The organism is Dyadobacter linearis (assembly GCF_907165045.1).
Lineage (GTDB): Bacteria > Bacteroidota > Bacteroidia > Cytophagales > Spirosomataceae > Dyadobacter > Dyadobacter linearis.
In genome coordinates this window covers 709,007-731,700 of sequence record NZ_CAJRAU010000001.1, presented here as the reverse complement: position 1 = coordinate 731,700, position 22,694 = coordinate 709,007, and the positions used below count along the sequence as shown (strand labels likewise).

The window sequence follows — 22,694 nt, the reverse complement described above, 5'->3', positions numbered from 1 at the left end:
TTTCAGAGCGTGCCCGCTTTCATTTTGGCAAGAGCTGTTTCCATGTGTCCGTAGGGTTGGCTGGTTGCTTTTTGTTGTCCCAAAGCTTTGATCTGCCAGGTAAGTGCCTCTTCCTTGCGTCCCAGCTTGTAGAGCAGGTGCGCGTAAGTTTCCATATACGAAGGATTTCCGTTGATATTCGTGTTATTGATATTAGTCAATATTTCTTCACTCCATTCCATCGCAAGTTTAGACCAGCTCAGTGCTAGTTCGAGGTCTTCTTTTTTCGAAGCCATATCATAAAAATGTCTCGCGCGCGTATTCAGTTCCATGGGATAATACTGCGAAGGTTTGTTTAGTTTAAAACTCAGTACCGTCAGATTTTCACCAGGTTTCATTTTTGGCGGTTTCATTTTGGCCAGTTCCGCCTGGTCCATCCCTTTAAGTGAATCTATCGAGATCGGGCGGTAATACTGCTCTATAAATTGGGCGGCGCGGTTGAGATATTGGGCCGTGTCGCGGGTTGTGTATAGGTACTGCAGCATATTTTTTTCGTAAGTGACCTTTCCCATTTGTGGGTCGCGATCGTACGTTAACTGGGCAAACCGGGCGGCGGCTTCGGCCAGTTGAGGATCCCTTTTCATGACCGCATTCCGCATGGAATTTCTGACAATACCGTTATTCATTTCTACTGCTTCGGTAAAAGGTACGGATCTGTAAATGTTTTCCACCAGCCCGCGCGGTGCGAATTGCTGTACAGTTTTGCTCGTTTTGCTGTATAGCGCCGGCCCGAATTGATAAATGAATCTCACCGTGTTGAAGTTGGCCAGTGAATCGGGCGGAAGCTGGCTGGTGTATTCGTCAAGTACCTCGTCGGTGATCATTTCCAGCTCTTTCAGCTTCACCAGGTATTCCCGCAGAAAAGGCAGGGAGCGGCTGCCCGCCCGGTATTCCTGGGTATATGAATTGATACCCCGCGCTCCCCGTCGCCGGAGCGCCAGGTCCGCTTTTTCAGCATAAGCCTGTGGGTTGCTGGTCGAGCCGTTTTGCATTTCGAGGATATTGCCCTCCGTATCGGTGAAAACCGAAATAAGTGAACCTTGAATATGCAGCCCGTTTTTAAAATCCCTTCCGTTTTCGGTCTCCACATTCAACCGGATCGCAACGAAGTTCTGACCGAATTTTTCGGTTAATAATGGATTATTGAAAGCCATGGAAGCGACTTCGTTACATTGCTGACAAGCGCTGTTTTCAAAATGGATAAAGATCAGCTTCTTCTCTTTTTTAGCCTGCGCCGAAAGGTCGTTCCAGCTGGTCTTATTGTCAATGAATTTGATCTGAGAAAACGCGGGAAAAGTGAGAAGACCACTCAGTAATAGTATAATCAGTTTCATTGCGAGGATGCCGATGATTTGTTTCAAAAATAGGATTTCAATTTAAATTTAACCCCACAGCAAGCCCGATATAAGGTTTACTTTGATAAATCCACACTTTCCGGTTTTTGTCAAGCAAATGGTCAAGACCGCCTACGATCCCAAATGTGAATTGGTTGAGCCCCATTAGTACCGCAATTCCTTTCGACCATACCAGCCCGTCGTATTCGATGGTAAGCGCATCTTTGGTGACCCACGGGTTGATCGCTGTGCCGCCGAGACCGGTGATAAAACCTGCCGAAAGTCCGTAATGCTTCACATCCTGCGTGATCCGGCCGATCGGATTTTTCTTGTAGGAAAGTCTGTAAATGTCACTGCGATAACCCAGGTAGACCACACCATTCACATTGTTGCTGAACTGGCTAGGGAAAGACTGTACGCTGGGGCGGAATTTGAGCGGGATCGTGAGAATGTCAATATCAAAACCATTCTGCCAGTATTTGTTCGCACCCAGTGTTTCTTTGCTCGAATTTTGCGGATAAGCCTTTTTCTCGCTTACGGTAGTTTTCAGGTCCAGCCTTTTCCAACCCTTTTTCAAAGAATATACAACAATCGAATCTTCTGTATTTTCTATGAAAACCTGCTGTTTCACGTCCTTGATTTTGGTGTGATAAACGCCGTCGGCAAAATTGAATTTAGGGCTATCTTTTGCGCTTTTGCAACCGTAAAGCACGACCTCAAGTGTCATTATGATAAGTATGCGTGTAAACATTTTCGTTTGAAGAAATGAGAGAAACTTTTGCGCGAAAGTCGTCATTTCATCCTGATTTTTTTGGCAAAAATATATTGGTCCGAAATTATAATGAAAACTGTCGCAATCTCCCCCTCTGATTGCCGGATTTGCACAGCATTTTTCAGGCTGGCCTACCCTAGTTTTGTATCACTCAAATGAATCAACACAAACATTTAAACTCTTATAAAATGGAAGCGACTATGTTAAATCAACCGGCAAAAGTAAGGTCAGGCAAAGGAGTTTTGGCAGGAAAGATCATCAGCGTGATATGTGTACTTTTTTTGCTATTCGATTCAATTATGAAGGTCATTAAAGAGTCACATTCCATCGAAGGTTCCGCACAACTGGGCTGGCCGGTGGATCAGGTGCAAAGCATTGGTATTGTATTGCTGATCAGCACGATACTGTATATTATACCTCGCACTGCGGTAATCGGCGCGATCCTCTTAACAGGCTATCTGGGTGGTGCAATTGCAATTATGGTACGCGCCGGACAGCCGCTCTATTTCGCAGCTGTGTTCGCTATTCTCATCTGGGTCGGTCTGGCGCTACGCGACGAAAAAGTAAAAAACCTGCTCATTTCGAAGCAATAGAGACACTTGATTTTCCACAAAAAGAGCGCGACAATGAATATCATCGTCGCGCTCTTTTTATGGATCCAGTATTTAATAAAATTATTTTGCAGGTGTGATCACGATATTTCTGTACTCAACCGGACCGTGGTCGCCCTGAATGTACAGCGGACCCGGCTCGCCTTCGTTGCTGTCCAGCGCCCCGCCGGTAATGCCCGGAATTTCCTGGTTGCTGATTACCGTTTTGCCGTTTGCAACCAGTGTAAGCATTCTTCCTACCAGCGTAATATCTAGCGTATTCCACTCACCGGCTTTTTTCGCTACCATTTCACTTGGGCTGATAAATCCGTAAACGGCGCCCATCTGATCCAGCGCAGGTTCCATGCCTTTTGCATCTGTTACCTGCACTTCATACCGGCCGCGCAGATACACGCCGCTATTGCTGCCTTTCGGGATGCGGAACTCAACATGTAGTTTGAAGTCTCCAAACTTCTGATCTGTTACCAAATTAGCGCCAGATTTTGGGCTACGCAGGATTCCATTTTCTGCTACCCACTGATTTTCAGCGCCCACTGCATGCCAGCCTTTAATCTCGTTTCCGGCTGTAAGCTTGATCGGCGCTCCCCAGGCGGGCATTGCTTTTGGCCGCAGCGACGGGGCGCGAACACCTTTCCAGGTATGGGTTTTCCCCTCCGGAGTAGTAAGCGAGCCGCTAAGCGTTTCGCCCGACAAGGTTCCTTCTACTGACAGGTATTTGTCTCCGCGTTCCCATTGCGGTGGGATTTCGAACTTGAATTTGCCGTCTTTAAAGATCACTTCCGAAATCGGCCGGGCGCTTCCTGAAAAGCCTGTGAATTGTCCAACCAAAGTTTTGGTACCCGAGTGCCTTACTTCCAGCCAGGAAGGCAAAGGCTTGCCGGCTACGTCGACCGTAATGTCCCAGCGGCCTTCCATCGGGGAGGCGAGGGGTTTGAAAGCCGTCGCATTGGTTTCAATAGCGAAGGCAGTGAAAAGTGTTAATGCAAGGCTGAACAGCCTTCTGAGGTTAGGTCGGAATAGTTTCATCGTAAAATTTGAAATTAAGAGCGGTCAATTTATGGATAAAAATTTAAATAATAGCTGGTACTTCTTCCGCCGCCTGCCGGTATCAATGCACCTGTTTCCAATAGGTTTTGTAGGTCCCGGGTAGCTGTGGCTTTGGAGGTCTTCGCGATCGACATGTATTTTTTCGCGCTCATTCCACCCTCAAATTCTTCCGGTCCGTCTTTCAGCATTTTCTTGATCACTTTCAACTGACGCTCGTTGAAATCGTTTTTGAAACGGTCGAAAAACTGGGTTTTATAGAGTGTGAAATCGAGTAATTTCTTGGCTTCGATCTGCGCGTCGAATATAATGCGGACAAAATAATTGACCCAATTTGTGATATTGTTGCTGCGCTGCGCGGTTTCCAGTGACTTGTAGTACCGTTTTTTATCTGCCTCTATTTTTCTCGATAAGCTAAGCATAACCGGTCTACGGAGCGTTTGCGACAACGCTTTTTCGGCGATAACCCGCCCGAGCCGACCATTTCCGTCCTCAAAAGGGTGAATACTTTCAAAATATAAATGCGCGATCGCGGAGCGGACAGGAGCCCGTTTAAACTCAAACTTGCCGCCCGGCGCGGTATCATTAAACCATTTGATAAACTTCGTCATTTCGGATTTGACCTGAGAGGAAGGCGGCGCTTCAAAGTGTATTTTCTCCTTCCCGATCGAGCCCGAAACCACCTGCATAGGTACATTGCCCTTCCGCCACGCGCCAGTGTTGACCGTTTTGCTATCTTTCAACAACATTTTATGCCACTCGAAAAGCACCTCTTCGGTCAATGCTTCACTGTAAGAATTTCTCGCAGCGACCATCAACTCCGCCGCGCCTTGCGCACGTTTGTCTTTAACCAGTTCCGGTTTTTTATTGATACCCAGATTGTTACGTATCGATGAAGCCACATCTTCCCGACTCAAAAATTCTCCTTCGATCTCGGAAGTTTTAATGGCTTCAAAAACCATTGTATCTATCAGAGTGTCGACCTTAATCTGCTCAGAGACAGCATGCAATGTTCCGCTGATCGCGCCCGTTGCTTCCGCAAATGCAAACAGCAGATCCTCCATTTCAGATGGATCAAAGATGAAATCAGGCCAGTCGGATTGTTGCCAGTTATAGAGCATGAGCCGAATAATTTTACTAATCGGCTCAAATATACATAAAATTTGAGCCGATTACATTTTTTATTCGGCTCAAAAAAAGTTTTAAACAGTGGAAATCGGGCGGCACGCTCACAACTTTCAAGAATGACTTATTTCTTTTTTTCGACTTTTAACTTCGGTAAATTTGACGAAATACATCTACTTGAATGAAAGACTCTCAAATTGATATTCTCGGTGACATTGCAAAAATTGAGCAAATACCGATTGTACCTACCATGCTGGAAGTCATTTGCCGGTCAACCGGAATGGGATTCGCGGCGATCGCCAGAGTAACAGAGGATAAATGGGTAGCGTGTAGTGTGCTGGATGAAATTTCTTTTGGCCTGAGAGCTGGCGGTGAGCTGGTTCTTGAAACAACGATCTGCAATGAAATCCGGCTGAATCATGAAATTGTCGTGATCGATAACGTCGACGAGGACCCGCAATTCAGGGCGCACCATACACCGATCATGTACGGTTTTAAAAGCTACATTTCAGTCCCGATCATTTTAAAGAACGGGGAATTTTTCGGGACGCTTTGCGCTATCGATCCCAAACCGGCGTCGCTGAAAAATATCAAAACGATCGGCATGTTCCAGATGTTTGTCGATCTGATCTCCTATCATCTCGAAAGTGTTGAGACAGCACAAAAAAGCCGGCAGAAGCTCAGTGAAATGAACCACCAGCTCGCTGATTCGATTCATATCAACAGTCAGTTCCAATTTATATCCAATCACAATCTTCAGGAGCCGCTGCGTAAAATGCGTGTGTTTTCGGGAATGATGCTGGATGCCGCCAATAAGAATGATCTGGACAAGGTTCGAAGCTATGCTACAAAGGTGGACGCCAGTGCATTGAAATTCTCAGCTATCATCACCGAGCTTTCGGAGTTTACTGAGCTGTACAATGAAACCAATTTCGAAACGGTCGATTTGAATAAGGTCGTTTCTGACACTACCAGCTCACTTTCACTGCTATTGGAAGCAACTCAAACCAAGGTTAGATATGAGAATCTGCCAAGTATTGTTGCAAATCACTTTCAAATGGAGCAGCTGTTCCGGAACCTGATCACCAACTCTATTCAATACGCAAAGAAGGGAGCCGATCATGTGATCCGTATTTATCCCGGCGAGGTTGGTTATGACTTGCGTGCAGGAAATGATATCCAGAAGAAACGTCAGTCATTGATAATACGGATTGAAGACAACGGGGAGGGATTTTCACAGCAGCACCTGGAAAAGATCTTCGATATTTTTTCACAATTTCCGGATTATAAAAATGGTCAGACAGAGGGTCACTCGCTGGCCTATTGCCGCAAAATAGTTAATAATCACGGCGGCCAGATCAAGGCCGAATCAGTGGAAGGAAAAGGCACGACTTTTTCGATTATTCTGCCTGTCAGGGAACTGACGCCGGTTGATTCGTGAGAAGGGGAGTTTGAAGATTCAAAAAGACTAGTTATTTCGAATCAACTTATCGACTGCAAACTGGTCACCCTCATGTAAGCACCTGTCTTGTGGATAGCACGAGTAAAATGCAAAGCCCGATCGCACATTCTGCGACCGGGCTTTGCACTATATTATAATCCCCGACCCGTTTTATGCTGCAATTCGTCTATCCGCTTGGAAGCTTCCGCTTTGCTTAACGTGCTGTCGAACTCTACGCCAGCTTCGTCAGACAATGTTTTCAGGTAGGATTGCTGCGCGCCGGTCATCGGTTCGTCGCCGGTTGTCCATTCGTCGGGATCTTTAACTGTATTCGAGCCTTTGATGTCAGGATTTTGCGCGTTGACATTCTCTTCGTCTTTCGGCGGGTTATTATTTGTAGTGGCCATTTTGTTGATGTTTTTTCATTCGTAAATAAAAAAACCGAGCCAATTAATCCTGCTTCGGATAATTTACCATCCAGCCAATGCCGTACTTATCGTGAAAACTACCGAAATAATCACCCCAGAAGGTATCCTCCATCGCCATCTCGATTTCCCCTCCGGCCGATAAACCTGCGAAAATACGATCTGCTTCTTCGCGGCTCTCTGTGAAAACTGAAATGTACGAATGGTTACCGAGCGTCAGTTTATGACCCATCGACGGCATAATATCCGACGCCATCAAAATATCGTCTTTTCCGATAGGCAGCGAAATGTGCATGAGCCGGCCCTTTTCGTCTTCCGGAAGTTGCTCTGCGCCAGGCATATCCGACATTTTTTGAACAGACAAAAACTCTCCGCCAAAAACGGATTTGTAAAATGTAAAAGCCTCTTCCGATTTCCCATCGAAATTCAGGTAAGTGTTTAATTTAGGCATAAGAAAATTTAAGGTTATATATGTTTTGTAATGATTTTAATAACACAAAACTACTCCTAGTCTCATCGGCAAATCGTCCGCGGAAGGGACATTAGAAGGGGGTGGGTGAGACAAAATTCGTTAAAATTTGACTTTGCTAAGATTTAAATGCAGATTTCGGGTACAAATCGGCTCTTTTTTATGAATGCTCCATTACCAGTGATAAAAGTCTTCATCCTTGTCGCTACGCTATTTCTTCCATTGCGCAACGTCGCCCAGACGGGCAAGTCGGCTTCACAGAGCCAGGATCCGCAAACTATCCTTTGGAAGATCACTGGAAAAGGTATTCAAAAACCGTCTTACTTACTCGGGACGATGCATTTAGGCGAACTGGATTGGTTGCTCACATTTCCCAGGATCAAGTCGGCGATCGATAGCACAGAATATATTCTAACAGAAGCATTTAGTACAGAGGTAAATACGGTCGCCGTTCAAAAGACATCTTCAACCTTGCGGGCTGTGTCGGTACTGAATGCGGCGGAATACAAAACGCTCGATTCCTTCTTTGTGGCGCGGGTAGGAGAGGGTATTACAAATAATCCCGACGCGGAGGAAATGAATGTGGTTGAAATGTGGGCTGCGATCTATGAAACGCTGGTAATGGATATGAAGGGTCCCGACGGAATCACGAAATCAATGGATCTGGATCTCTTTAATCTTTACAAATCAACGGGCAGGGGTGGCGACCATCTTGATAAATTAAAAGACATGAACTTCGACTCCACGCAGATCGACGATGCACGTAAGGTAATGCGGAGTGTGCTGGCCAAGATACCCGGAAGCGAAAAGCCGGGCTGGAATATTTACTCACAAAATACCAATATAGAAGAAACGATGCGGGTTTATAAGCAAATGAAAGTGCCCTATCAGTTTGAAAAAACCGATTCTTCAGATGTTATTATTGAAAACGAATACGGGCATATGACCATCGAGCAGCGGAACCGGAATTGGCTACCAAAAATCGAAAAAAACATCAGCCAGAAACCCTGCCTCATCGCCGTAGGTTTCGGGCATTTGCGATACAAAACTGGATTGATTGTGTTATTGAAGGATTTAGGATATCAAGTCGAGGCGGTTAGTGTGAAGTAGCGGTGCCGAGACCCCAACCCCTGAAGGGGCTTTTCGTCTGATTGTATGCGCCGCCGCAAGAAAGTCCCTTCAGGGATTTAGGGTAATGCAAATAAGTGCCGAATCACAATCATTTGATATATTTGTCCTTCAAGCTGCTACGAATATGAAGAATGGTCAGACAGTTCATCTAGGGGATGACGACGAGGATGACAGAATGCTAATAAAAGATGCTTTGGAGGAGGCCAACCCGAATGTGACTGTTGTGGAGGCCGAGGATGGACGGGAGCTGATAGATAATGTCAAAAACTCAAAAGACCTTTCTCAGACTGTCGTGGTAGTGGATATGAATATGCCAAAAATGAATGGCGTAGAAGCGATCAAGGAAATAAAATCGGATCCTGAACTGGTTGACCTGCCGACTGTCATGCTATCTACATCGGACAACCCGGAGCTCAAAAAAAGAGCGATCGCAGCAGGTGCCGACGATTTTTTTGTCAAGCCCAATACCTTCAAAGCCCTTTTGGATATCGCCAGGGGGATAGTTAACAAATTTTTAGGAAGAAAATAGTTCAATAAATGAACATGATCGTTTGTAAATCGAACATTTTTCCATTACTTTGAATTACAAAGTACTTTACAATATATGAAATGGTTTGTTAAGCAAGATTCGATTGTGCGGAAGATATGGGGAAAGGCGGATACGATCCTTTTTATATTCGCTGGCGCTTCTGCCGAATTCGCTGTAAATAAGGCGGTGGACTGGCTGTATTTTACCGGAAAGCTCCCCGCTGATCCGCTGGGCCGATTATTCTCAACTGTTACTTACGCACGAAAAATCGTATTCGCTGAATATGATGAAGCATTGAAAGCGATCGACCAGATCACCGCCATTCACAAGGAAGTTGAAAACAAACGTGGCGCACAAATTCCAGACTGGGCATATCGCGACGTGCTGTTTATGCTGATCGACTATTCAATCCGCTCCTTCGAACTATTGGAAAGAAAGCTCACTGCGGCAGAACTGGCGGAGATTTTTCAGGTTTTCAACCAGGTAGGACTCCGAATGGGAATTGCCGGCTTGCCGGATTCTTACGAAAAATGGAAGGTAATGCGGGAAGAGCACCTGCGCGACAATCTGATCAAAAGCAGCTACTCCATTGACCTGTATAAACAATACAAAAAGCACCTCGGTTTTGGAAGGTATTACCTCTTAAAGCAAGTGCAGGGAGAAATCGCACCGTGGCGCGTCAACGAGCTGCTGGATTTGGGAAGGGCGCCACTTATCCGTCTGATATTGCCCGTTTACAAAGGAATGCGCAAAATCAGGCTGCAAAATATATTACGCAACCTGATCTTGCCGGAGCAATATAAGCCTCAGATCCTGAATCTGGACACCAGATAAGTGCAGTACTGTGTGATATCAGCCTGATGTTCTGACCAGCTGCGTGATATAATCATTAATCGTCGTCTCACCTTTGACGCGCTCGCCGGTTGTTTCATACTTTTCATCCAAAGTAACTGCGGTCATGGCAGCCATAGACTCGCCTGCTTTTTGCGAAAATCCCATATTGGTTAGCGCCGATACCCATTCCTCGCGAGGAATCACGATGGTTTCCACCTCTTTACCGAGTACTTTGGAAAATGCTTCCGCGACCTCGCCGGGCGAATACTGCGCAGGGCCTTCTATATGATACAAACCCGTTTTCTCAATAGGTTCTTTGAGTAGCTGTGCGGCAAACTGCCCAATGTTTTCCGGCGAAACCATCGGGAGCTTGAAGTCTGCCGGGTATAATGTGAAGATCTGGCCGTCTTTCTGAGCAGATTCAAGAAATCCATCCCAGTTGCTCATGTAGTAGGCAGCACGGACTACGGTAGTAGGGATATTAATTTTCGCGAGCTCCTGCTCCATTTCGAACAACACACCCAGATCACCAATTCCGTCACCAGCCTGCGCACCGTAAGTAGATAGCGCCACGATTTTCTCAATACCTGAACCTGCCAGCGCTGAAACGATGGATAGCATGCTTTTGCGTTCTTCTGCGACGGTGTCTGTATCGGGAAGTGCGGGTGGATTTAATAAAAAAAGCCGCTTGCCTCCCTGTAAAACTGTTCTGAGCGTCTCCACATCGTGCACGTCGGCGATCGCTATCTGCGCTCCTTTATCCTTCCAATGTTTCGATTTGCCCTCATCCCGCGTTACCACTGTTACATTTTCGCCGTCACCAAGCAGCGTTTCAGCTACCGCAGATCCGACGTGTCCGGTTGCTCCAAGTACGATATGCATATTATGTTGAGTTTGATGAAGCAAAAAACCGCAACATTTTTATGCCAGGGAATAAGATTTGCGAAGGATAGTAGTATCTCAAAAATTGATGCCCGCAGTGACCTGGATAGTCCGGGTTTTTAGCTTTTCGATATAAGGGCCGTCGTAGAGTACAACTTGGGATTCAGACGTACCAAAGCCTTCCTGAATGCGCACAGAAATGGGAATTGTAACTTTCCAAAGATCCACTTCCACACCAGCTCCGGCCGTCATCCCGACCAGATCCTTGCTGACTTGCTGTTGCAGATCTTCATTGATTACTATCCCGCTGCATCCCGCAACGCCGCAGCCCGTGCCTGCGTGGCGTGTTTTAAGGGCAGTACGTAGCCGCAGCATGGGCCCGGCTTCCGCGAAAGGCCGGATCCCGCCCGAGCCAAAAGTGTAACGCGCCAGCAGCGGCAGATGGATCGCTCCCCACTTCGAGGTAGTTTCAATATAAATTTGTGTGTTGGCGCCCTCCGATGTGAAATGCCGGAAGGTATTATAACCGGGCTGGAAATGCAGCGAAAATCCCTCAGGTTGATTAGAAAACGCATAACTGAGATCGATGCCCGCGGTGATTCCTGAAATCTTGGCGAGCTTATTGTGACTGAATACTTTTCCATAAAGCTGCGGCCCGGCATAGATTCCGGCACTAAACCTCCTGAATTTGGAAGCATCCTGCGCTACGCCGTAACCGGCAATGCATGCGAAGAATGAGCAGAGCAGAAGTAATTTTTTCATAGCATCAACAACGAATTAGGTTTGTTTTTATCAATATACAGTCTGGAAGCGCAAATTATATTGGCGCAAAGTCCCCCTGATTTTGTCCCGATTTCACCCGCAGCATATTTATCAGGCTTTCTAGTTTTGTGTCACAAAAATTAAACAATCACAATCTAAAACGCTATAAATCATGGCACAAATGGATTTGCATCCGTATTTAATGTTCGATGGCAATTGTCGCGAAGCATTTGAATTCTATCAAAATATTTTCGGCGGGGAAGTAAATTTTATGACCTACGGCGATCTCGACGGAAGTTGTCCTGCCGGGGTCCGCGACCAGATCATGCACGGGACCCTCATGGGCGGCTCCGTCGAATTCATGGGCGGCGACGCACCGGAAGGTATGCCTTTGGGCGCCGGCAAGATCAATCTCTCGTTAAGCGGCTTCGAAGAAGCGGCATTGCGCGAGAAATACGAGGCATTGAGCCAAGGTGGTACCATTGTGATCCCGCTGGACAGGCAAATATGGGGCGACATATACGGTGCGTTTCAGGATAAATTCGGGATTGACTGGATGGTGGATATCCGAACTGCGTAATCTAGGCATGTGAGGCTCTGCTAACGGGCCTCACATGGTCAGATTTTTCTGCTAAAACTTAGGCCAACGCCCGTTTGACTGCGTCCCGCCGGAAAGCTGAAAACATTCCAGGAAGTTTTGCGCCTCGCCATTTTCTGCTGCCACACAAGATTTCTTGCACTAAAAACCATGGACGCGGCCCCCAAACCGATATTGACGATTGACAGCGTTCGCTGATCGGAGTAGTTGAAATCCGTTCCCCGGCTATTTTCCGGATGATACCCGACCGCACCGAGTACGATCTGACCAGCGCCGGTAATCAGCCCGACCACGGGTACTGCCTTATTGGTACTGCCCGCAGCGATATTTATCTCATTCATAAAATTCACAGCAACATTAGTACCGATCAGAAGCCCGGAACTGATCACATAACCAGATTTCATCCTGTACCGGTAATCCGAAGCGGGAACAGAGGGGAACGGGATAATAGGACCATACGTCGGCTGGATCATCGCGCATTCTTTCTTGGTAAGTCCGCTGGCGGCAACCCAGCGATCGATCTCCTGATCCTTCATAGTCATCAGCGTCTCATATTGGTAGTCCGCATTGATCGCTTCGGCCATTTCACGACCGGCAGTTTTCTCGATCAGATAACCTACTGCGCAAATATTTCCGTCCTTATCCATAAAACATGGCTTCCTATCCTTCGGGTGATCGTAGTTTTTCGGGTATTTCCCGGCAGCTGAATACGTTTGCAGCAGGTCCAGCAATTCCGTTCGCCTTTCTCTTAATTTTTCCGGTAAAAACGAAACGTCCCTGTTCCGCAGCAGCCGCTCTACATATTGGAGATGTGTTCTGATCCTGAGCGTATTATCCGTCGTCGCATCGGGCGCAAAGCCGAATGCCTCAATAAAACTGGCATCACCGATGATCGCATTGACAGAATTACTGTTGCTATCACGGCCACAACCAGAAAACAGCACAAAAACCAGCAGCAAAAAGCAAAGTGAAAGGTGTTTCATACGGAAAGGAATTAGGTTGAGTTTGGAGTCAGGCAATTCATAATCAAGGAAAAGAAATGGGCGTGAAAGGTTGTAACCGGGTGAGTTTTAACTGGGGAAATTGCAGAAGCTCATGTTTCCACTGAGCGCCTCCCGCTTTCACAGATTTTTTGTATTTTAGAGCCATGAAAGCAAAAGACTCATCATCGCGGAACATGAATCACAGCACTATCTACTTGACGAAGAGAATGCTGATCAGTAAAGTACAGCAAGCTGGCAGAGTAGCTGCGAAGGAAGCGATGGAAGTAATGGGGTATGTGGTTACGGTAAGAGATGGCTGGGTCGTGAAGCAACATGCTGATGGCTCTATCGAAAGGATAAAGGAACTGGAAGTTTAGTACAGCGGACTTTATAATCTACACTTATTGGAACACACACCTAATTCTCCTCAATCTCAATTAAGACTTCGGGTTTTTGCAGGCCCAAATGGCTCAGGAAAGAGCACAGTCATCAAATCTATTGAAAAAGCCGTGGTCAACGGTAAGCCGATATTTTTAGGTATCTACATAAATGCCGACGATATCGCTGCTGCGATAAAGAAAAATGCGTTCAGTTTTATAAAATACGAAATTGAATGCACCAAACAGGATATTCTCGACTACGCAAAATCCTCCGGTCTGTTAATTAGCGGTTTAAATGTCGGAGAACTCGAAAAGTCCTTCGAATTGCGCGCCAGTAAAATACATTTAGTCGAAAAAAAACATTCTGACAGACTTGCCCAGATTATAGCAAGACTTCTCCGGGAAAAACTTCTTGAAGCCAAAAAACGGTTTTCATTCGAAACTGTATTTTCGCACGAATCAAACCTGGACATAATGCGGCGGGCTACCGAGCATGGTTACAAAGTTTATTTTTATTTTGTTTCAACGGAAGATCCGGAAATCAACAAATACCGGGTCGCGCTCCGGGTCAGAAAGAAAGGCCACTATGTTCCAGAAGATAGGATTGAGAGCAGGTACTACTGATCACTTGAACTTGTAAAAAAGGCCAATGAAATTTCTTACCAGGCGTTTTTCTTTGATAATTCAATAAACAATGAGCCTTACAGGTTGGTCGGTCACTTCAAAAAAGTAGGGGAGCAGAAGGTCTGGGACGAAATAGTGGAATCTGGAATTTCGCAATGGTTTAAAAGATATTGCTGTTAAAATTTACAAATCACGTTTGTAAATAGCTCGATTCGTAAGTCGGCAAGCGCACTGCCCGCAGGTCTTTCTTAGGGTATCAATCTTCCCGCCCACTCTTCACGACGGAGTTCAGCAGCGTGAGATTTTTCATTGCTTCTCCCATCGTATTGTTGAAATAGGCGAAAACGGTTTTTCCTGCGTCGAGCCAATCCTGAATATGTTCCGCATATTCAATCAGCATATCATCTTCATATTGCCCTTTGTAATCACCATTCGGCCCGTGGAAACGCAGGTAGATGTAGTCGGATTCAGATTCGAGCGTGCCGGGAGCAGAGCCCGGTTTGTCATGCCGCACAATCTCAAAGCCAAATTCATCGAGCGTTTCGAAAATTTCGTCCTCGTACCACGAGCTATGGCGAAATTCGAGCGCCACTTTCCAGCTTTTGTCAGGATCCGATTCTGATATGGTAGTAAGCAATCTTTCCAGTTGCGGGCGCAGAATTGCTTTCAAGGAAGGCGGGAACTGTACCAGCAGACAACCCTTTTTCTCTCCGATCTGGCCGATAACTTCCATGAACTTTTTCACGTACTCGGGATCGAACACCAGACCCTTATTGTGTGTGATCTCGCGCCAGAGTTTGAATGTAAATGTAAAATTTTCGGGAACCTGAGTCGCCCAGTTCCGCACAGTCGAGGCTAGCGGGACTTTGTAAAATGAGCTGTTGATCTCAATGCTATTGAACAGCGATCCATAATAGGTAAGGCGGCTTTTGTCCTGATATTCAGGAGGATAAAATTGCTTATTCGGAACTGGGAATACCAGCCCGCTGGTACCTGTGAAAAATTTTCCGGCTTGGGTTTCAATCATCGGTAATAGGCGAGTTTGATCGCCAGTCTGCCGTCTAAAATCATTCCAGGCCTATTATTCGCTCCGGAGGCTTTTCACAGGATCCAGCAAAGCCGCCCGGATCGCCTGATAACTGACGGTCAGCAGCGACACGAGGACCGCCAGAAAGCCGGCGAGTGCAAACGTCCACCATTGCATATTGATCCGGTAAGAGAAGTCGCTGAGCCACAGGCTCATTGCGTACCAGGCAGTCGGAATGGCGATGACAATCGAAATGCCGACCAGTATCATGAATTCACCCGAAAGCAACGCCGTAATGCTCATCACCGAGGCGCCGAGCACTTTCCGCACACCAATTTCCTTCACCCGGTTTTCTGCCATGTAGGCAGCCAATCCGAAAAGTCCCAGGCAGGAAATGAAGATCGTAAGTCCGGCAAAAAGGCCTGTCAACGTAGCAATGCGACGGGTATCCTCAAATTTGAGGGCGAAATCCGCATCTACAAAATGGTATTCAAAAGGATAGTCAGGGTTATATCGCTTAAAAATAGCTTCCATACTTTTGAGCTGATCAGCCGGCGATTTGTCCGTTCCAAGTTTGACGTGAATCACATTGAAATAACTCTGCGCCCCCTCGATCACCATCGGCCGCGCATGTTCGTAAGGCGAGCCGATCACAAAATCTTTGACCACACCCACTACGCGATACGACTTCTCCTCATCTTTCACGATCTGCCCGATCGGATCTTTGAAGCCCATTACTTTTGCGGCGGTTTCATTGAGTAGCATTGCCGAGGAGTCGGCAGGGAACTTGGTAAGGTCCATATCGCGACCTTGCAGCAGTTGGAGGCCAGCTGTTTTTACCAGATTTTCGTCTTCGCTGAAACGGTCGAAATCGATATTCTCTGCCTGATTTTTCCCAGCCCACTTAATACCCCAGGTATCCGAATTCACATAGCTGAGCGGCGAGGCCGTTTTAGTCACAGAAGCAGCACCGGAGGCAATCAGTTCGCTTTTGATCTGGCGGTAATTCTTTTCCATGTCGCCGGTGATCCAGTGGAAAACGACTTGTCCGCGGTCATAACCTGCATCGCGCCGCTGCGCGTGCTTGATTTGCTGTACGACAATAAGTGTGGAAATGATCAGGACTATTGCAAAGCTGAATTGTACCACAACCAATACTTTACGCGGACTTACTATTGCATTGGTTCTTTTGAATGTTCCTTTTAGAACCGCGATCGGCTTGAAAGAAGACAGGAAAAACGCGGGATAACTGCCTGCAACCATACCTGTAAATACAATAAAAGTCAGGATAGCGAGCCAGAAATAGGGATTTGAATATGGTAAGGCCAGATTTTTACCTATTAATAAATTAAATGCAGAAAGCGCCGCGACCACGAGCATCAAAGCCAGTATGCCTGCGATCAGCGATATCATAATGGATTCTCCCATAAACTGCGCCACCAGCAAGCCTTTATTTGCGCCGGCCGTTTTCCGTATCCCGACTTCCTTCGCCCGCTTTTCGCTTCGCGCTGTACTGAGGTTCATGAAATTGATGCAGGCGATCAATAGGATAAATGCAGCGATAATGCCAAAGAGCCGCACAATCGCTATTCGGCCGCCGGATATTTTTCCATCTTCAAAATTGGAATAAAGGTGCCACTTACTGATCGGGTGGAGGAAAATTTCGCTGTCTTCGGTCTTGTTGGAATGCCTGATCGTCACATCCCTGATCTTTTCGGCAAAGCGCGCCTGGTCAGTTCCTGGTTTCAGTTCAATATAGGTTTTGACCGTATTATTTCCCCAGTGTTCGTCGTCCTGTCCCGTCTTTTTCATGTATTGCCAGGGCAGCAGGTATTCGAAGGTAAATGCAGTATTGGTGGGTAAGTCCTGCATGATTCCGGTTACCGTAAAATTATCCTTGTCGATCGTCAGCGTTTTCCCCAGCGCATCTTCGGTATCAAACATTTTAATCGCCATTTTCCGGGTAATCACAATAGAGCTGATATTGCTCAGCGCGGTTTTCGGATCGCCTTGAAGAAGTTTGAAGTCAAACATTTCCAGGAATGCGGCGTCCGTTGTCATCGCCTCGGAGGAAATTTTCCTTTCGCCCACCCGCGTTACGTACCAGCGGGAATAATTGCGGGATATATTGGCCACTTCGGGATATTCCTCCTTTAATGTAGGGCCGAGAATTTTGGGCGTACCATTCCAGCATAGTACTTCTCCGTCAACAATACTCCTGTTCCAGGCTGCAAAAAGGCGGTCGCCTTTGCTGTGAAATCGGTCATAGCTGAATTCATTGTACATCCAGAGCAGGATCAGCAGTGCACTGGCCATGCCAACAGACAGCCCCAATATATTGATCGATGAAAATCCTTTGTTTCGCAGCAGGTTGCGAAAGGCGATTTTGAGATAATTATTGAACATATTTTCTCAGTTGGTTGGCTGGTTGATGGATCGAAGAAAAATGCAAAAAAACCTGCCACCGCTTGAACTCGCTAAAAATGAGGTGTTTACTAATTATCGTATCTTATGAAATGTTCAATACCGAACAGATTTGTTCACCAGGGGACGAGGGCTGATGTCGCTGGCGGCTACATTGGCACGACATTTTCACTACTATCCTTGTCCGGCATATAGTCGGGCGCATTTGAATAAATTACCCGTCACAAACTGGGATAGTGGACTTCGAAGTCACATTAAATCAATTTAAAACATGAAAAAATTACTATTTGTTGCTGTACTGCTCGTATCTGTCCAGTCAGCGTTTGCCCAATCATTCAGCATCGGTCCGAAAGCAGGTTTGAACATCAGTAACTATACCGGTGGAAATATAGAATCGGATGCGCTTGTAGGTTATCATCTTGGTGGTATCATTAATTACGGTTTTGGAAAAGTATTCTCGATCCAGCCGGAGGTTCTTTTCTCCACGCAGGGTGCAAAAGTTGACAACAACGGAGCAAGATCAGATTTCAAGATCAGCTATGTGAATGTGCCGGTTATGTTGAAATTCAAAACCAATGGCGGATTCTATGTAGAGTTCGGACCGCAGGCTGGTTTCAGGACTTCGAGCGATGTGCCTGATCAGACGATCAACAACTTTGCCAAGAACCTTGACTTGTCGGCTGCGGCGGGTATCGGTTACCAATCCCCGATCGGACTTGGACTGGGCGTAAGATATATTGCCGGTCTTTCCAAAGTAGGAAATTTCTCCGGCCAGAATATCGATCCTGATTTCAAAAACAGTGTGATCCAGGCCAGCATTTTCTGGGCGATCCCGCTGGTGAAGTAAGCAGGTCAGTTTTTTTGTAATAGAATACCAAAGGAGGTTGGGCGCACGCTCAGCCTCCTTTTTTGCATTATGGAATGATTATTGATATAAATTGAGAAAAGCACACTCAAATGTTCTCCAATCAGAATGATTAACCACGATCAGCGCAAATCCAGCGCTAAGAACACTGACACCTCATTAAGCCGGAGGCGATTTTTTCGCCAAACTGGGGCGGCTATTATTACAACCACATTGCTGACTTCCTGCGAAGGATTGATCGACGAAATTTTCCCGAAAAAGAACAATCCGGAAGGAACGGGAGAGGACAAGCCAAAACTCGACCAGACCCTTGCGTTCTTTGGTGACAGTCTCACCATAGGCGCAGGCGCAAATGTGCCTTACGGTACACTAGTAGGCGTCGGGCTGCCCGGGAGGCGGATTGTAAGCGACGGGATCGGCGGCCAGATCGCGAAATCCATTGCGATAAGGCAGGGCGGCGAACCTTTAACTGTCACCGTGGAAGGAGGGAAGTTCAATGGAACCGAGCCGCTTAAAGTGAAAAAACTCAGTAACGAGTTTTTATCCACGCCCATCAATTTCCTGACGTATAGCCGGACAGGTACATTGGCCGGCGTGAAATGTACGATCACCCGTGAGGCAAACGAAGCAAAAGGCGAAATTTACACCATCAAACCCGACGGCGAAAGTATTGCCGAGATTCCCGACGATTCCAAATTTGTACTCGCCGATCCCGCAGAGCTTCGCACAGCGACCCAGATCCTGTGGTACGGACGGAACAATATTGGTCTGCCCAATGCCAAAGAAGATATCGTGACGGCGCTCAACAGTTCGGTTTCCTATCTCGAAGAACCAAAGAGATTTTTAGTATTAGGCGTTTTGCTGGCTGTCCCCGAGGAAAAAGGCACTGACCGTTACAATGAAGTGACGGAAATCAACAGCAGGCTATCTTCTGAATTCGGGAAATCATTTGTACCTATGGAGCCGCCGACAGAAGAAGAAATGGCGGTTATCAATTATTCGCCTAGCCCGGAAGATCTGTCTGATATAGAAAATGGCATTTTCCCGAGAGGTATGAGACCAGACAATGCGGATGAAATTCACATCAATAACAAAGGCTACGAAATCGTCGCGAATCGGGTTGTTGCTAAATTGAAAGAGCTGGAATACTAACATTCCGGATTCTTACTGGAATACAAAAAAGCCAGACGAGATCAACTCGTCTGGCTTTTTTACAGGAATGCTATCTTAGTTCAGTTTCCAGCTTGGTCTTTCAAAGTGGCAGGTATAGCCGCCAGGGTGTTTTTGCAAATAATCCTGATGCTCTACTTCTGCATCCCAGAAATCACCGGCAGGCACCACTTCCGTCACGATCTTGCCCGGCCACACGCCCGAAGCTTCCATTTCGGTGATCAGTGCATTCGCAGTATCGCGCTGGTTTTCGTCCAGATAAAAAATAGCGGAACGGTAGGAGGTCCCGATATCGTTTCCCTGCCGGTTCCTGGTAGTAGGGTCGTGGATCTGGAAAAAGTATTCCAAAAGTCCGCGGTAAGTTAGTTTGGAAGGATCGAATTCAATCGCGATCCCTTCTGCGTGCGTGCCGTGATTGCGGTAGGTTGCATGGGGCACATCGCCGCCCGTATACCCCACTACCGTTGAAATTACCCCCGGATAGTGTCTGAACAATTCTTCCACGCCCCAGAAGCAACCACCTGCCAGAATGGCTTTTTCAGTATTCATACAATCTGATTTTAATGTAAAGGAGCGACGTTACAATTTCGGTGCCCCTGAAATAACACCGCGACCAACCGATTCTGTTCAATTTCTGCATTTATAAAGAACAAAATTTGAACCGACTGCGCATTTGACTACATTCAAAAAAAGCGACGTATACCGCCAAGGCATACTATTTGCCTCGGCTTGATCAAAAATTAGCGTAATGAGATTCATTAAATTCCTTTTTCTTTTCATCCTATCCTCCGGATTTCTCTCTGCGCAGGACAGAAAAACCCCGACCGATTCCAGCGCCCTGATCCCCGATACCCTGTTGTTCAGGCTGGAAAAATACCAGGCTGCAATTACAGATATGAATGCGGCAAACAAGAAAGCTTATGACGGCGAGAAGATCCGGCAGGAGCTCACCAAAGCTCAGGCGAATGTAGCCCAGATCGACTCGGCGATGCAGCTGAACAAGACCGTTCCCGATAATAAAAGTTTGCTCAACTACCGGCTGATGCTTACCGATGCACAGCTGAAAACAGGGAACTGGCGCAAGGCACTGTCCAAATATAACCTGGAATTGCAGCGTATGTCGGAGAAAGTGATTCAGTTCAGCCGCGATTCCCTGCTCGCTACCGACAATACCGATTCGACCCAGAGAAAACTGTACACCGGGCAAATAGCAGATCTCAGGACCCGGCTGCAAAGTACCGGAAAAGTAACGGTAGCCAATCTCGATACAGTCAGCAAGCTCCTAGCAGACGTTTCTGCATTGTATTTTAAAACCATCGACCTGCGAACGATCGTCGATGAATATATCCGCGAGTCGGGTAAAAGTGTGTTGAGCAAAGAATACCGGTATCTCTGGAAAGCGCCGCGCACGAGCGATTCGGACAATATTGGTACCCTGATCAAAACCTCTTACCTCGGCCAGGACAGGATATTGCGTTACTTTCTCAACTCCACCTGGGATAACCGGATATTTCTGCTGATCCTTTGCGGCGTTTTTTTCTGGTGGGTCTACATCAATTTCCGGCTCGCTTCCAATGCCAAACTTTCGAGGGAGATAGGGCAGCTGAATCTGAGTTATCTTACCCGCATTCCCGTTTTGCCCACGCTGGTGGTATTATTCAATTTAACCCCATTCTTTGAGCCCGATTCGCCTTCCATTTACATTGAGCTCAACCAATTTTTACTCCTGATCACACTTACGATATTCCTCCGGAAAAGGCTGCCGAAAGACCAGTTGCGCGTCTGGTTTGCGATCATGGGGTTATATGCGCTCGTGATTTTCACCAATGCATTTGTCAACGATACCTTTTTGCTGCGTTCCCTGCTGATCATTCTCAATGGATTGTCGATCTATTTCGGGATCTGGTTTTACGGGAAATTGAAAGAGGCCCGGCTTCATAAAAAATTCATCAAGCCGGTCACGATCATTTATGTGATCCTGAATATCTCGGCGGTATTGCTCAATGTTTTTGGAAGAATAAGTCTGGCTAAGTCTTTCAATCTCACCGCGATCAGCGGGCTGGTGCAGGTACTGAGCCTGGCTGTTTTTGTTGAAATAGTAATAGAAGCGATGGAGCTGCAGATCAAAGTCAGCTCGTGCTCGGGCGGGCTTTTTGCACGGATCAATGTAGCCAGCAGCCGGGCCAAGTTCAGGACCATACTTACCTTCGTTTCGGTATTGCTCTGGATCATGGTTTTCGCGATCAATCTCAATATCATCGACCCGATCACAGACTTGCTGCAACAGATCCTCGCCAAGCCGCGCACGCTGGGTAATATCACATTCACGCTTGGCAATATTGTGTTCTTCGCCGTGATCGTGTACCTGGCCAACCTGCTTCAAAAGAATATCGGCTTACTGTTTGGGGAGTCTGACAATACATTCGGGAGTAATTACGTCGAGAAAAATTCAAAACTGGCGCTGATCCGGTTGGTGATCATCGTGATCGGATTTCTGTTCGCGATCACCGCATCCGGAGTTCCGCTGGATAAGATCACCGTATTGATCGGTGCATTAGGGGTAGGTATCGGGCTGGGTTTGCAGAATATCATCAACAATTTTGTCTCCGGTATTATCCTGATTTTTGAAAAACCCTTCGATATCGGAGACTACATTGAACTGGCCGATAAAAAGGGAAAAGTGCTGGATATTGGGATCCGGTCGAGTAAAATGCTCACTTCGCAGGGTTCCCGCGTGATTATTCCAAATGGGGATTTACTATCGGGCAGGCTTGTGAATTACAGCCAGAAAAATGCGCAGCTGAAAGCCGAGATTACATTTAAAGTGAATGTGGAATCAGACCTGGATCTGGTAAAAAAGCTCGTCAGCGAAACCGTTGACAAAGGGGAGGATATTGTAAAAAATGCGCCGCAACAGATCCTGTTTAATAGTATCGGGGCAGATAATGTGGAACTGAAAATCCTCGTGTGGCTGAACAGCGTTTACGCCGAAGCCGCATTCAAGAGCTACGTGCTCGAGACGCTTTACAGGAAGTTCAGGGAAAATAATATCAAGGTAATGTAGCAGCGATGCTGGTGCGGTTTTTATAGCGCGTATCGGCAGCTTTTAATCTTAAATATTTGATAAAATGCCCGCGCCAAAAATTAATACGCGGGTCACATTTGTAACCTAATTTTAGAAACCAAAAGAGCCGGAACTCTAAATGAGCGCCCGATTCTGTCCGA

At 46.6% G+C, this 22,694-nt stretch carries 23 protein-coding genes; 11 read left to right on the top strand and 12 right to left on the bottom strand.

What is annotated here, in order from left to right:
• Positions 1-2 precede the first annotated feature (2 nt).
• Both KOD92_RS02905 and KOD92_RS02900 read right to left on the bottom strand, forming a co-directional pair.
• On the bottom strand, positions 3-1,400 hold the full coding sequence (locus KOD92_RS02905; RefSeq protein WP_215232011.1) for a thioredoxin family protein: 1,398 nt from the start codon (positions 1,398-1,400) through the stop codon (positions 3-5).
• A gap of 10 nt (positions 1,401-1,410) precedes the next feature.
• The gene (locus KOD92_RS02900; RefSeq protein WP_215232010.1) at positions 1,411-2,100 is read right to left on the bottom strand and encodes a hypothetical protein; all 690 of its coding nucleotides are present in this window, start codon (positions 2,098-2,100) and stop codon (positions 1,411-1,413) included.
• Positions 2,101-2,333: 233 nt separating this feature from the next.
• Here KOD92_RS02900 and KOD92_RS02895 point away from each other — a divergent pair, with 233 nt between their 5' ends.
• A complete protein-coding gene (locus KOD92_RS02895) occupies positions 2,334-2,738 on the top strand; it encodes a DoxX family protein (RefSeq protein WP_215232009.1) in 405 nt (134 codons plus the stop codon).
• A gap of 81 nt (positions 2,739-2,819) precedes the next feature.
• Here KOD92_RS02895 and KOD92_RS02890 read toward each other — a convergent pair whose 3' ends face one another.
• Both KOD92_RS02890 and KOD92_RS02885 read right to left on the bottom strand, forming a co-directional pair.
• Positions 2,820-3,782 (bottom strand): 3-keto-disaccharide hydrolase, encoded by a 963-nt coding sequence (locus KOD92_RS02890; RefSeq protein ID WP_215232008.1) that lies wholly within the window; start codon positions 3,780-3,782, stop codon positions 2,820-2,822.
• 29 nt (positions 3,783-3,811) lie between these two features.
• Positions 3,812-4,921, bottom strand: coding sequence for a Fic family protein (locus KOD92_RS02885; RefSeq protein WP_215232007.1), 1,110 nt, complete (start codon positions 4,919-4,921; stop codon positions 3,812-3,814).
• 185 nt (positions 4,922-5,106) lie between these two features.
• Between KOD92_RS02885 and KOD92_RS02880 the strand changes: the two genes are divergently transcribed.
• Positions 5,107-6,366 carry a sensor histidine kinase gene (locus KOD92_RS02880; protein WP_215232006.1) on the top strand — a complete coding sequence of 420 codons (1,260 nt, stop codon included), beginning with the start codon at positions 5,107-5,109 and terminating at the stop codon, positions 6,364-6,366.
• 152 nt (positions 6,367-6,518) lie between these two features.
• On the opposite strand, the gene KOD92_RS02875 is transcribed toward KOD92_RS02880, so the two are convergent.
• On the bottom strand, positions 6,519-6,773 hold the full coding sequence (locus KOD92_RS02875) for a DUF3072 domain-containing protein (protein WP_215232005.1): 255 nt from the start codon (positions 6,771-6,773) through the stop codon (positions 6,519-6,521).
• Positions 6,774-6,816: 43 nt separating this feature from the next.
• A complete protein-coding gene (locus KOD92_RS02870) occupies positions 6,817-7,242 on the bottom strand; it encodes a VOC family protein (protein ID WP_215232004.1) in 426 nt (141 codons plus the stop codon).
• A gap of 180 nt (positions 7,243-7,422) precedes the next feature.
• Between KOD92_RS02870 and KOD92_RS02865 the strand changes: the two genes are divergently transcribed.
• The 3 genes from KOD92_RS02865 to KOD92_RS02855 all read left to right on the top strand — a co-directional run bounded on the left by KOD92_RS02865 (position 7,423) and on the right by KOD92_RS02855 (position 9,754).
• Complete coding sequence (locus KOD92_RS02865) at positions 7,423-8,370, top strand: TraB/GumN family protein (protein ID WP_215232003.1); 948 nt, start codon at positions 7,423-7,425, stop codon at positions 8,368-8,370.
• Positions 8,371-8,515: 145 nt separating this feature from the next.
• Positions 8,516-8,920, top strand: a complete 405-nt coding sequence (locus tag KOD92_RS02860; protein ID WP_215232002.1) for a response regulator — start codon at positions 8,516-8,518, stop codon at positions 8,918-8,920.
• 75 nt (positions 8,921-8,995) lie between these two features.
• A complete protein-coding gene (locus KOD92_RS02855; protein ID WP_215232001.1) occupies positions 8,996-9,754 on the top strand; it encodes an oxygenase MpaB family protein in 759 nt (252 codons plus the stop codon).
• An 18-nt stretch (positions 9,755-9,772) separates the two neighbouring features.
• Here KOD92_RS02855 and KOD92_RS02850 read toward each other — a convergent pair whose 3' ends face one another.
• The gene (locus tag KOD92_RS02850; RefSeq protein ID WP_215232000.1) at positions 9,773-10,636 is read right to left on the bottom strand and encodes an NmrA family NAD(P)-binding protein; all 864 of its coding nucleotides are present in this window, start codon (positions 10,634-10,636) and stop codon (positions 9,773-9,775) included.
• Positions 10,637-10,714: 78 nt separating this feature from the next.
• On the bottom strand, positions 10,715-11,398 hold the full coding sequence (locus KOD92_RS02845; protein WP_215231999.1) for an outer membrane beta-barrel protein: 684 nt from the start codon (positions 11,396-11,398) through the stop codon (positions 10,715-10,717).
• Positions 11,399-11,570: 172 nt separating this feature from the next.
• Between KOD92_RS02845 and KOD92_RS02840 the strand changes: the two genes are divergently transcribed.
• On the top strand, positions 11,571-11,978 hold the full coding sequence (locus KOD92_RS02840) for a VOC family protein (RefSeq protein ID WP_215231998.1): 408 nt from the start codon (positions 11,571-11,573) through the stop codon (positions 11,976-11,978).
• A gap of 38 nt (positions 11,979-12,016) precedes the next feature.
• On the opposite strand, the gene KOD92_RS02835 is transcribed toward KOD92_RS02840, so the two are convergent.
• Positions 12,017-12,979 (bottom strand): hypothetical protein, encoded by a 963-nt coding sequence (locus KOD92_RS02835; protein WP_215231997.1) that lies wholly within the window; start codon positions 12,977-12,979, stop codon positions 12,017-12,019.
• 194 nt (positions 12,980-13,173) lie between these two features.
• Between KOD92_RS02835 and KOD92_RS02830 the strand changes: the two genes are divergently transcribed.
• Both KOD92_RS02830 and KOD92_RS02825 read left to right on the top strand, forming a co-directional pair.
• Positions 13,174-13,356 carry a hypothetical protein gene (locus KOD92_RS02830; RefSeq protein WP_215231996.1) on the top strand — a complete coding sequence of 61 codons (183 nt, stop codon included), beginning with the start codon at positions 13,174-13,176 and terminating at the stop codon, positions 13,354-13,356.
• 27 nt (positions 13,357-13,383) lie between these two features.
• Positions 13,384-13,983: a hypothetical protein gene (locus KOD92_RS02825; RefSeq protein WP_215231995.1), complete on the top strand. Its 600-nt coding sequence runs from the start codon at positions 13,384-13,386 to the stop codon at positions 13,981-13,983.
• 256 nt (positions 13,984-14,239) lie between these two features.
• On the opposite strand, the gene KOD92_RS02820 is transcribed toward KOD92_RS02825, so the two are convergent.
• A complete protein-coding gene (locus KOD92_RS02820; RefSeq protein ID WP_215231994.1) occupies positions 14,240-15,010 on the bottom strand; it encodes a DUF72 domain-containing protein in 771 nt (256 codons plus the stop codon).
• A gap of 54 nt (positions 15,011-15,064) precedes the next feature.
• On the bottom strand, positions 15,065-17,416 hold the full coding sequence (locus KOD92_RS02815; RefSeq protein WP_215231993.1) for an ABC transporter permease: 2,352 nt from the start codon (positions 17,414-17,416) through the stop codon (positions 15,065-15,067).
• Between the two features lie 289 nt (positions 17,417-17,705).
• Here KOD92_RS02815 and KOD92_RS02810 point away from each other — a divergent pair, with 289 nt between their 5' ends.
• Positions 17,706-18,281: a porin family protein gene (locus tag KOD92_RS02810; protein WP_215231992.1), complete on the top strand. Its 576-nt coding sequence runs from the start codon at positions 17,706-17,708 to the stop codon at positions 18,279-18,281.
• 126 nt (positions 18,282-18,407) lie between these two features.
• On the top strand, positions 18,408-19,451 hold the full coding sequence (locus KOD92_RS02805) for an SGNH/GDSL hydrolase family protein (protein WP_229254494.1): 1,044 nt from the start codon (positions 18,408-18,410) through the stop codon (positions 19,449-19,451).
• Positions 19,452-19,526: 75 nt separating this feature from the next.
• Here the strand turns inward: KOD92_RS02805 and msrA are convergent, their stop codons facing one another.
• The gene (gene msrA / locus KOD92_RS02800) at positions 19,527-20,018 is read right to left on the bottom strand and encodes a peptide-methionine (S)-S-oxide reductase MsrA (protein WP_215231991.1); all 492 of its coding nucleotides are present in this window, start codon (positions 20,016-20,018) and stop codon (positions 19,527-19,529) included.
• A 199-nt stretch (positions 20,019-20,217) separates the two neighbouring features.
• Between msrA and KOD92_RS02795 the strand changes: the two genes are divergently transcribed.
• Complete coding sequence (locus KOD92_RS02795; protein WP_215231990.1) at positions 20,218-22,533, top strand: mechanosensitive ion channel family protein; 2,316 nt, start codon at positions 20,218-20,220, stop codon at positions 22,531-22,533.
• Positions 22,534-22,694: the final 161 nt, after the last annotated feature.

Coding starts and splice junctions, on each gene's coding strand:
- KOD92_RS02810 (WP_215231992.1), top strand. CDS start 17,706: ATGAAAAAATTACTATTTGTTGCTGTACTGCTCGTATCTGTCCAGTCA.
- KOD92_RS02840 (WP_215231998.1), top strand. CDS start 11,571: ATGGCACAAATGGATTTGCATCCGTATTTAATGTTCGATGGCAATTGT.
- KOD92_RS02805 (WP_229254494.1), top strand. CDS start 18,408: ATGATTAACCACGATCAGCGCAAATCCAGCGCTAAGAACACTGACACC.
- KOD92_RS02880 (WP_215232006.1), top strand. CDS start 5,107: ATGAAAGACTCTCAAATTGATATTCTCGGTGACATTGCAAAAATTGAG.
- KOD92_RS02830 (WP_215231996.1), top strand. CDS start 13,174: ATGAATCACAGCACTATCTACTTGACGAAGAGAATGCTGATCAGTAAA.
- KOD92_RS02865 (WP_215232003.1), top strand. CDS start 7,423: ATGAATGCTCCATTACCAGTGATAAAAGTCTTCATCCTTGTCGCTACG.
- KOD92_RS02875 (WP_215232005.1), bottom strand. CDS start 6,773: ATGGCCACTACAAATAATAACCCGCCGAAAGACGAAGAGAATGTCAAC.
- KOD92_RS02845 (WP_215231999.1), bottom strand. CDS start 11,398: ATGAAAAAATTACTTCTGCTCTGCTCATTCTTCGCATGCATTGCCGGT.
- KOD92_RS02895 (WP_215232009.1), top strand. CDS start 2,334: ATGGAAGCGACTATGTTAAATCAACCGGCAAAAGTAAGGTCAGGCAAA.
- KOD92_RS02860 (WP_215232002.1), top strand. CDS start 8,516: ATGAAGAATGGTCAGACAGTTCATCTAGGGGATGACGACGAGGATGAC.
- KOD92_RS02885 (WP_215232007.1), bottom strand. CDS start 4,921: ATGCTCTATAACTGGCAACAATCCGACTGGCCTGATTTCATCTTTGAT.
- KOD92_RS02850 (WP_215232000.1), bottom strand. CDS start 10,636: ATGCATATCGTACTTGGAGCAACCGGACACGTCGGATCTGCGGTAGCT.
- msrA (WP_215231991.1), bottom strand. CDS start 20,018: ATGAATACTGAAAAAGCCATTCTGGCAGGTGGTTGCTTCTGGGGCGTG.
- KOD92_RS02795 (WP_215231990.1), top strand. CDS start 20,218: ATGAGATTCATTAAATTCCTTTTTCTTTTCATCCTATCCTCCGGATTT.
- KOD92_RS02890 (WP_215232008.1), bottom strand. CDS start 3,782: ATGAAACTATTCCGACCTAACCTCAGAAGGCTGTTCAGCCTTGCATTA.
- KOD92_RS02855 (WP_215232001.1), top strand. CDS start 8,996: ATGAAATGGTTTGTTAAGCAAGATTCGATTGTGCGGAAGATATGGGGA.
- KOD92_RS02870 (WP_215232004.1), bottom strand. CDS start 7,242: ATGCCTAAATTAAACACTTACCTGAATTTCGATGGGAAATCGGAAGAG.
- KOD92_RS02835 (WP_215231997.1), bottom strand. CDS start 12,979: ATGAAACACCTTTCACTTTGCTTTTTGCTGCTGGTTTTTGTGCTGTTT.
- KOD92_RS02900 (WP_215232010.1), bottom strand. CDS start 2,100: ATGACACTTGAGGTCGTGCTTTACGGTTGCAAAAGCGCAAAAGATAGC.
- KOD92_RS02820 (WP_215231994.1), bottom strand. CDS start 15,010: ATGATTGAAACCCAAGCCGGAAAATTTTTCACAGGTACCAGCGGGCTG.
- KOD92_RS02815 (WP_215231993.1), bottom strand. CDS start 17,416: ATGTTCAATAATTATCTCAAAATCGCCTTTCGCAACCTGCTGCGAAAC.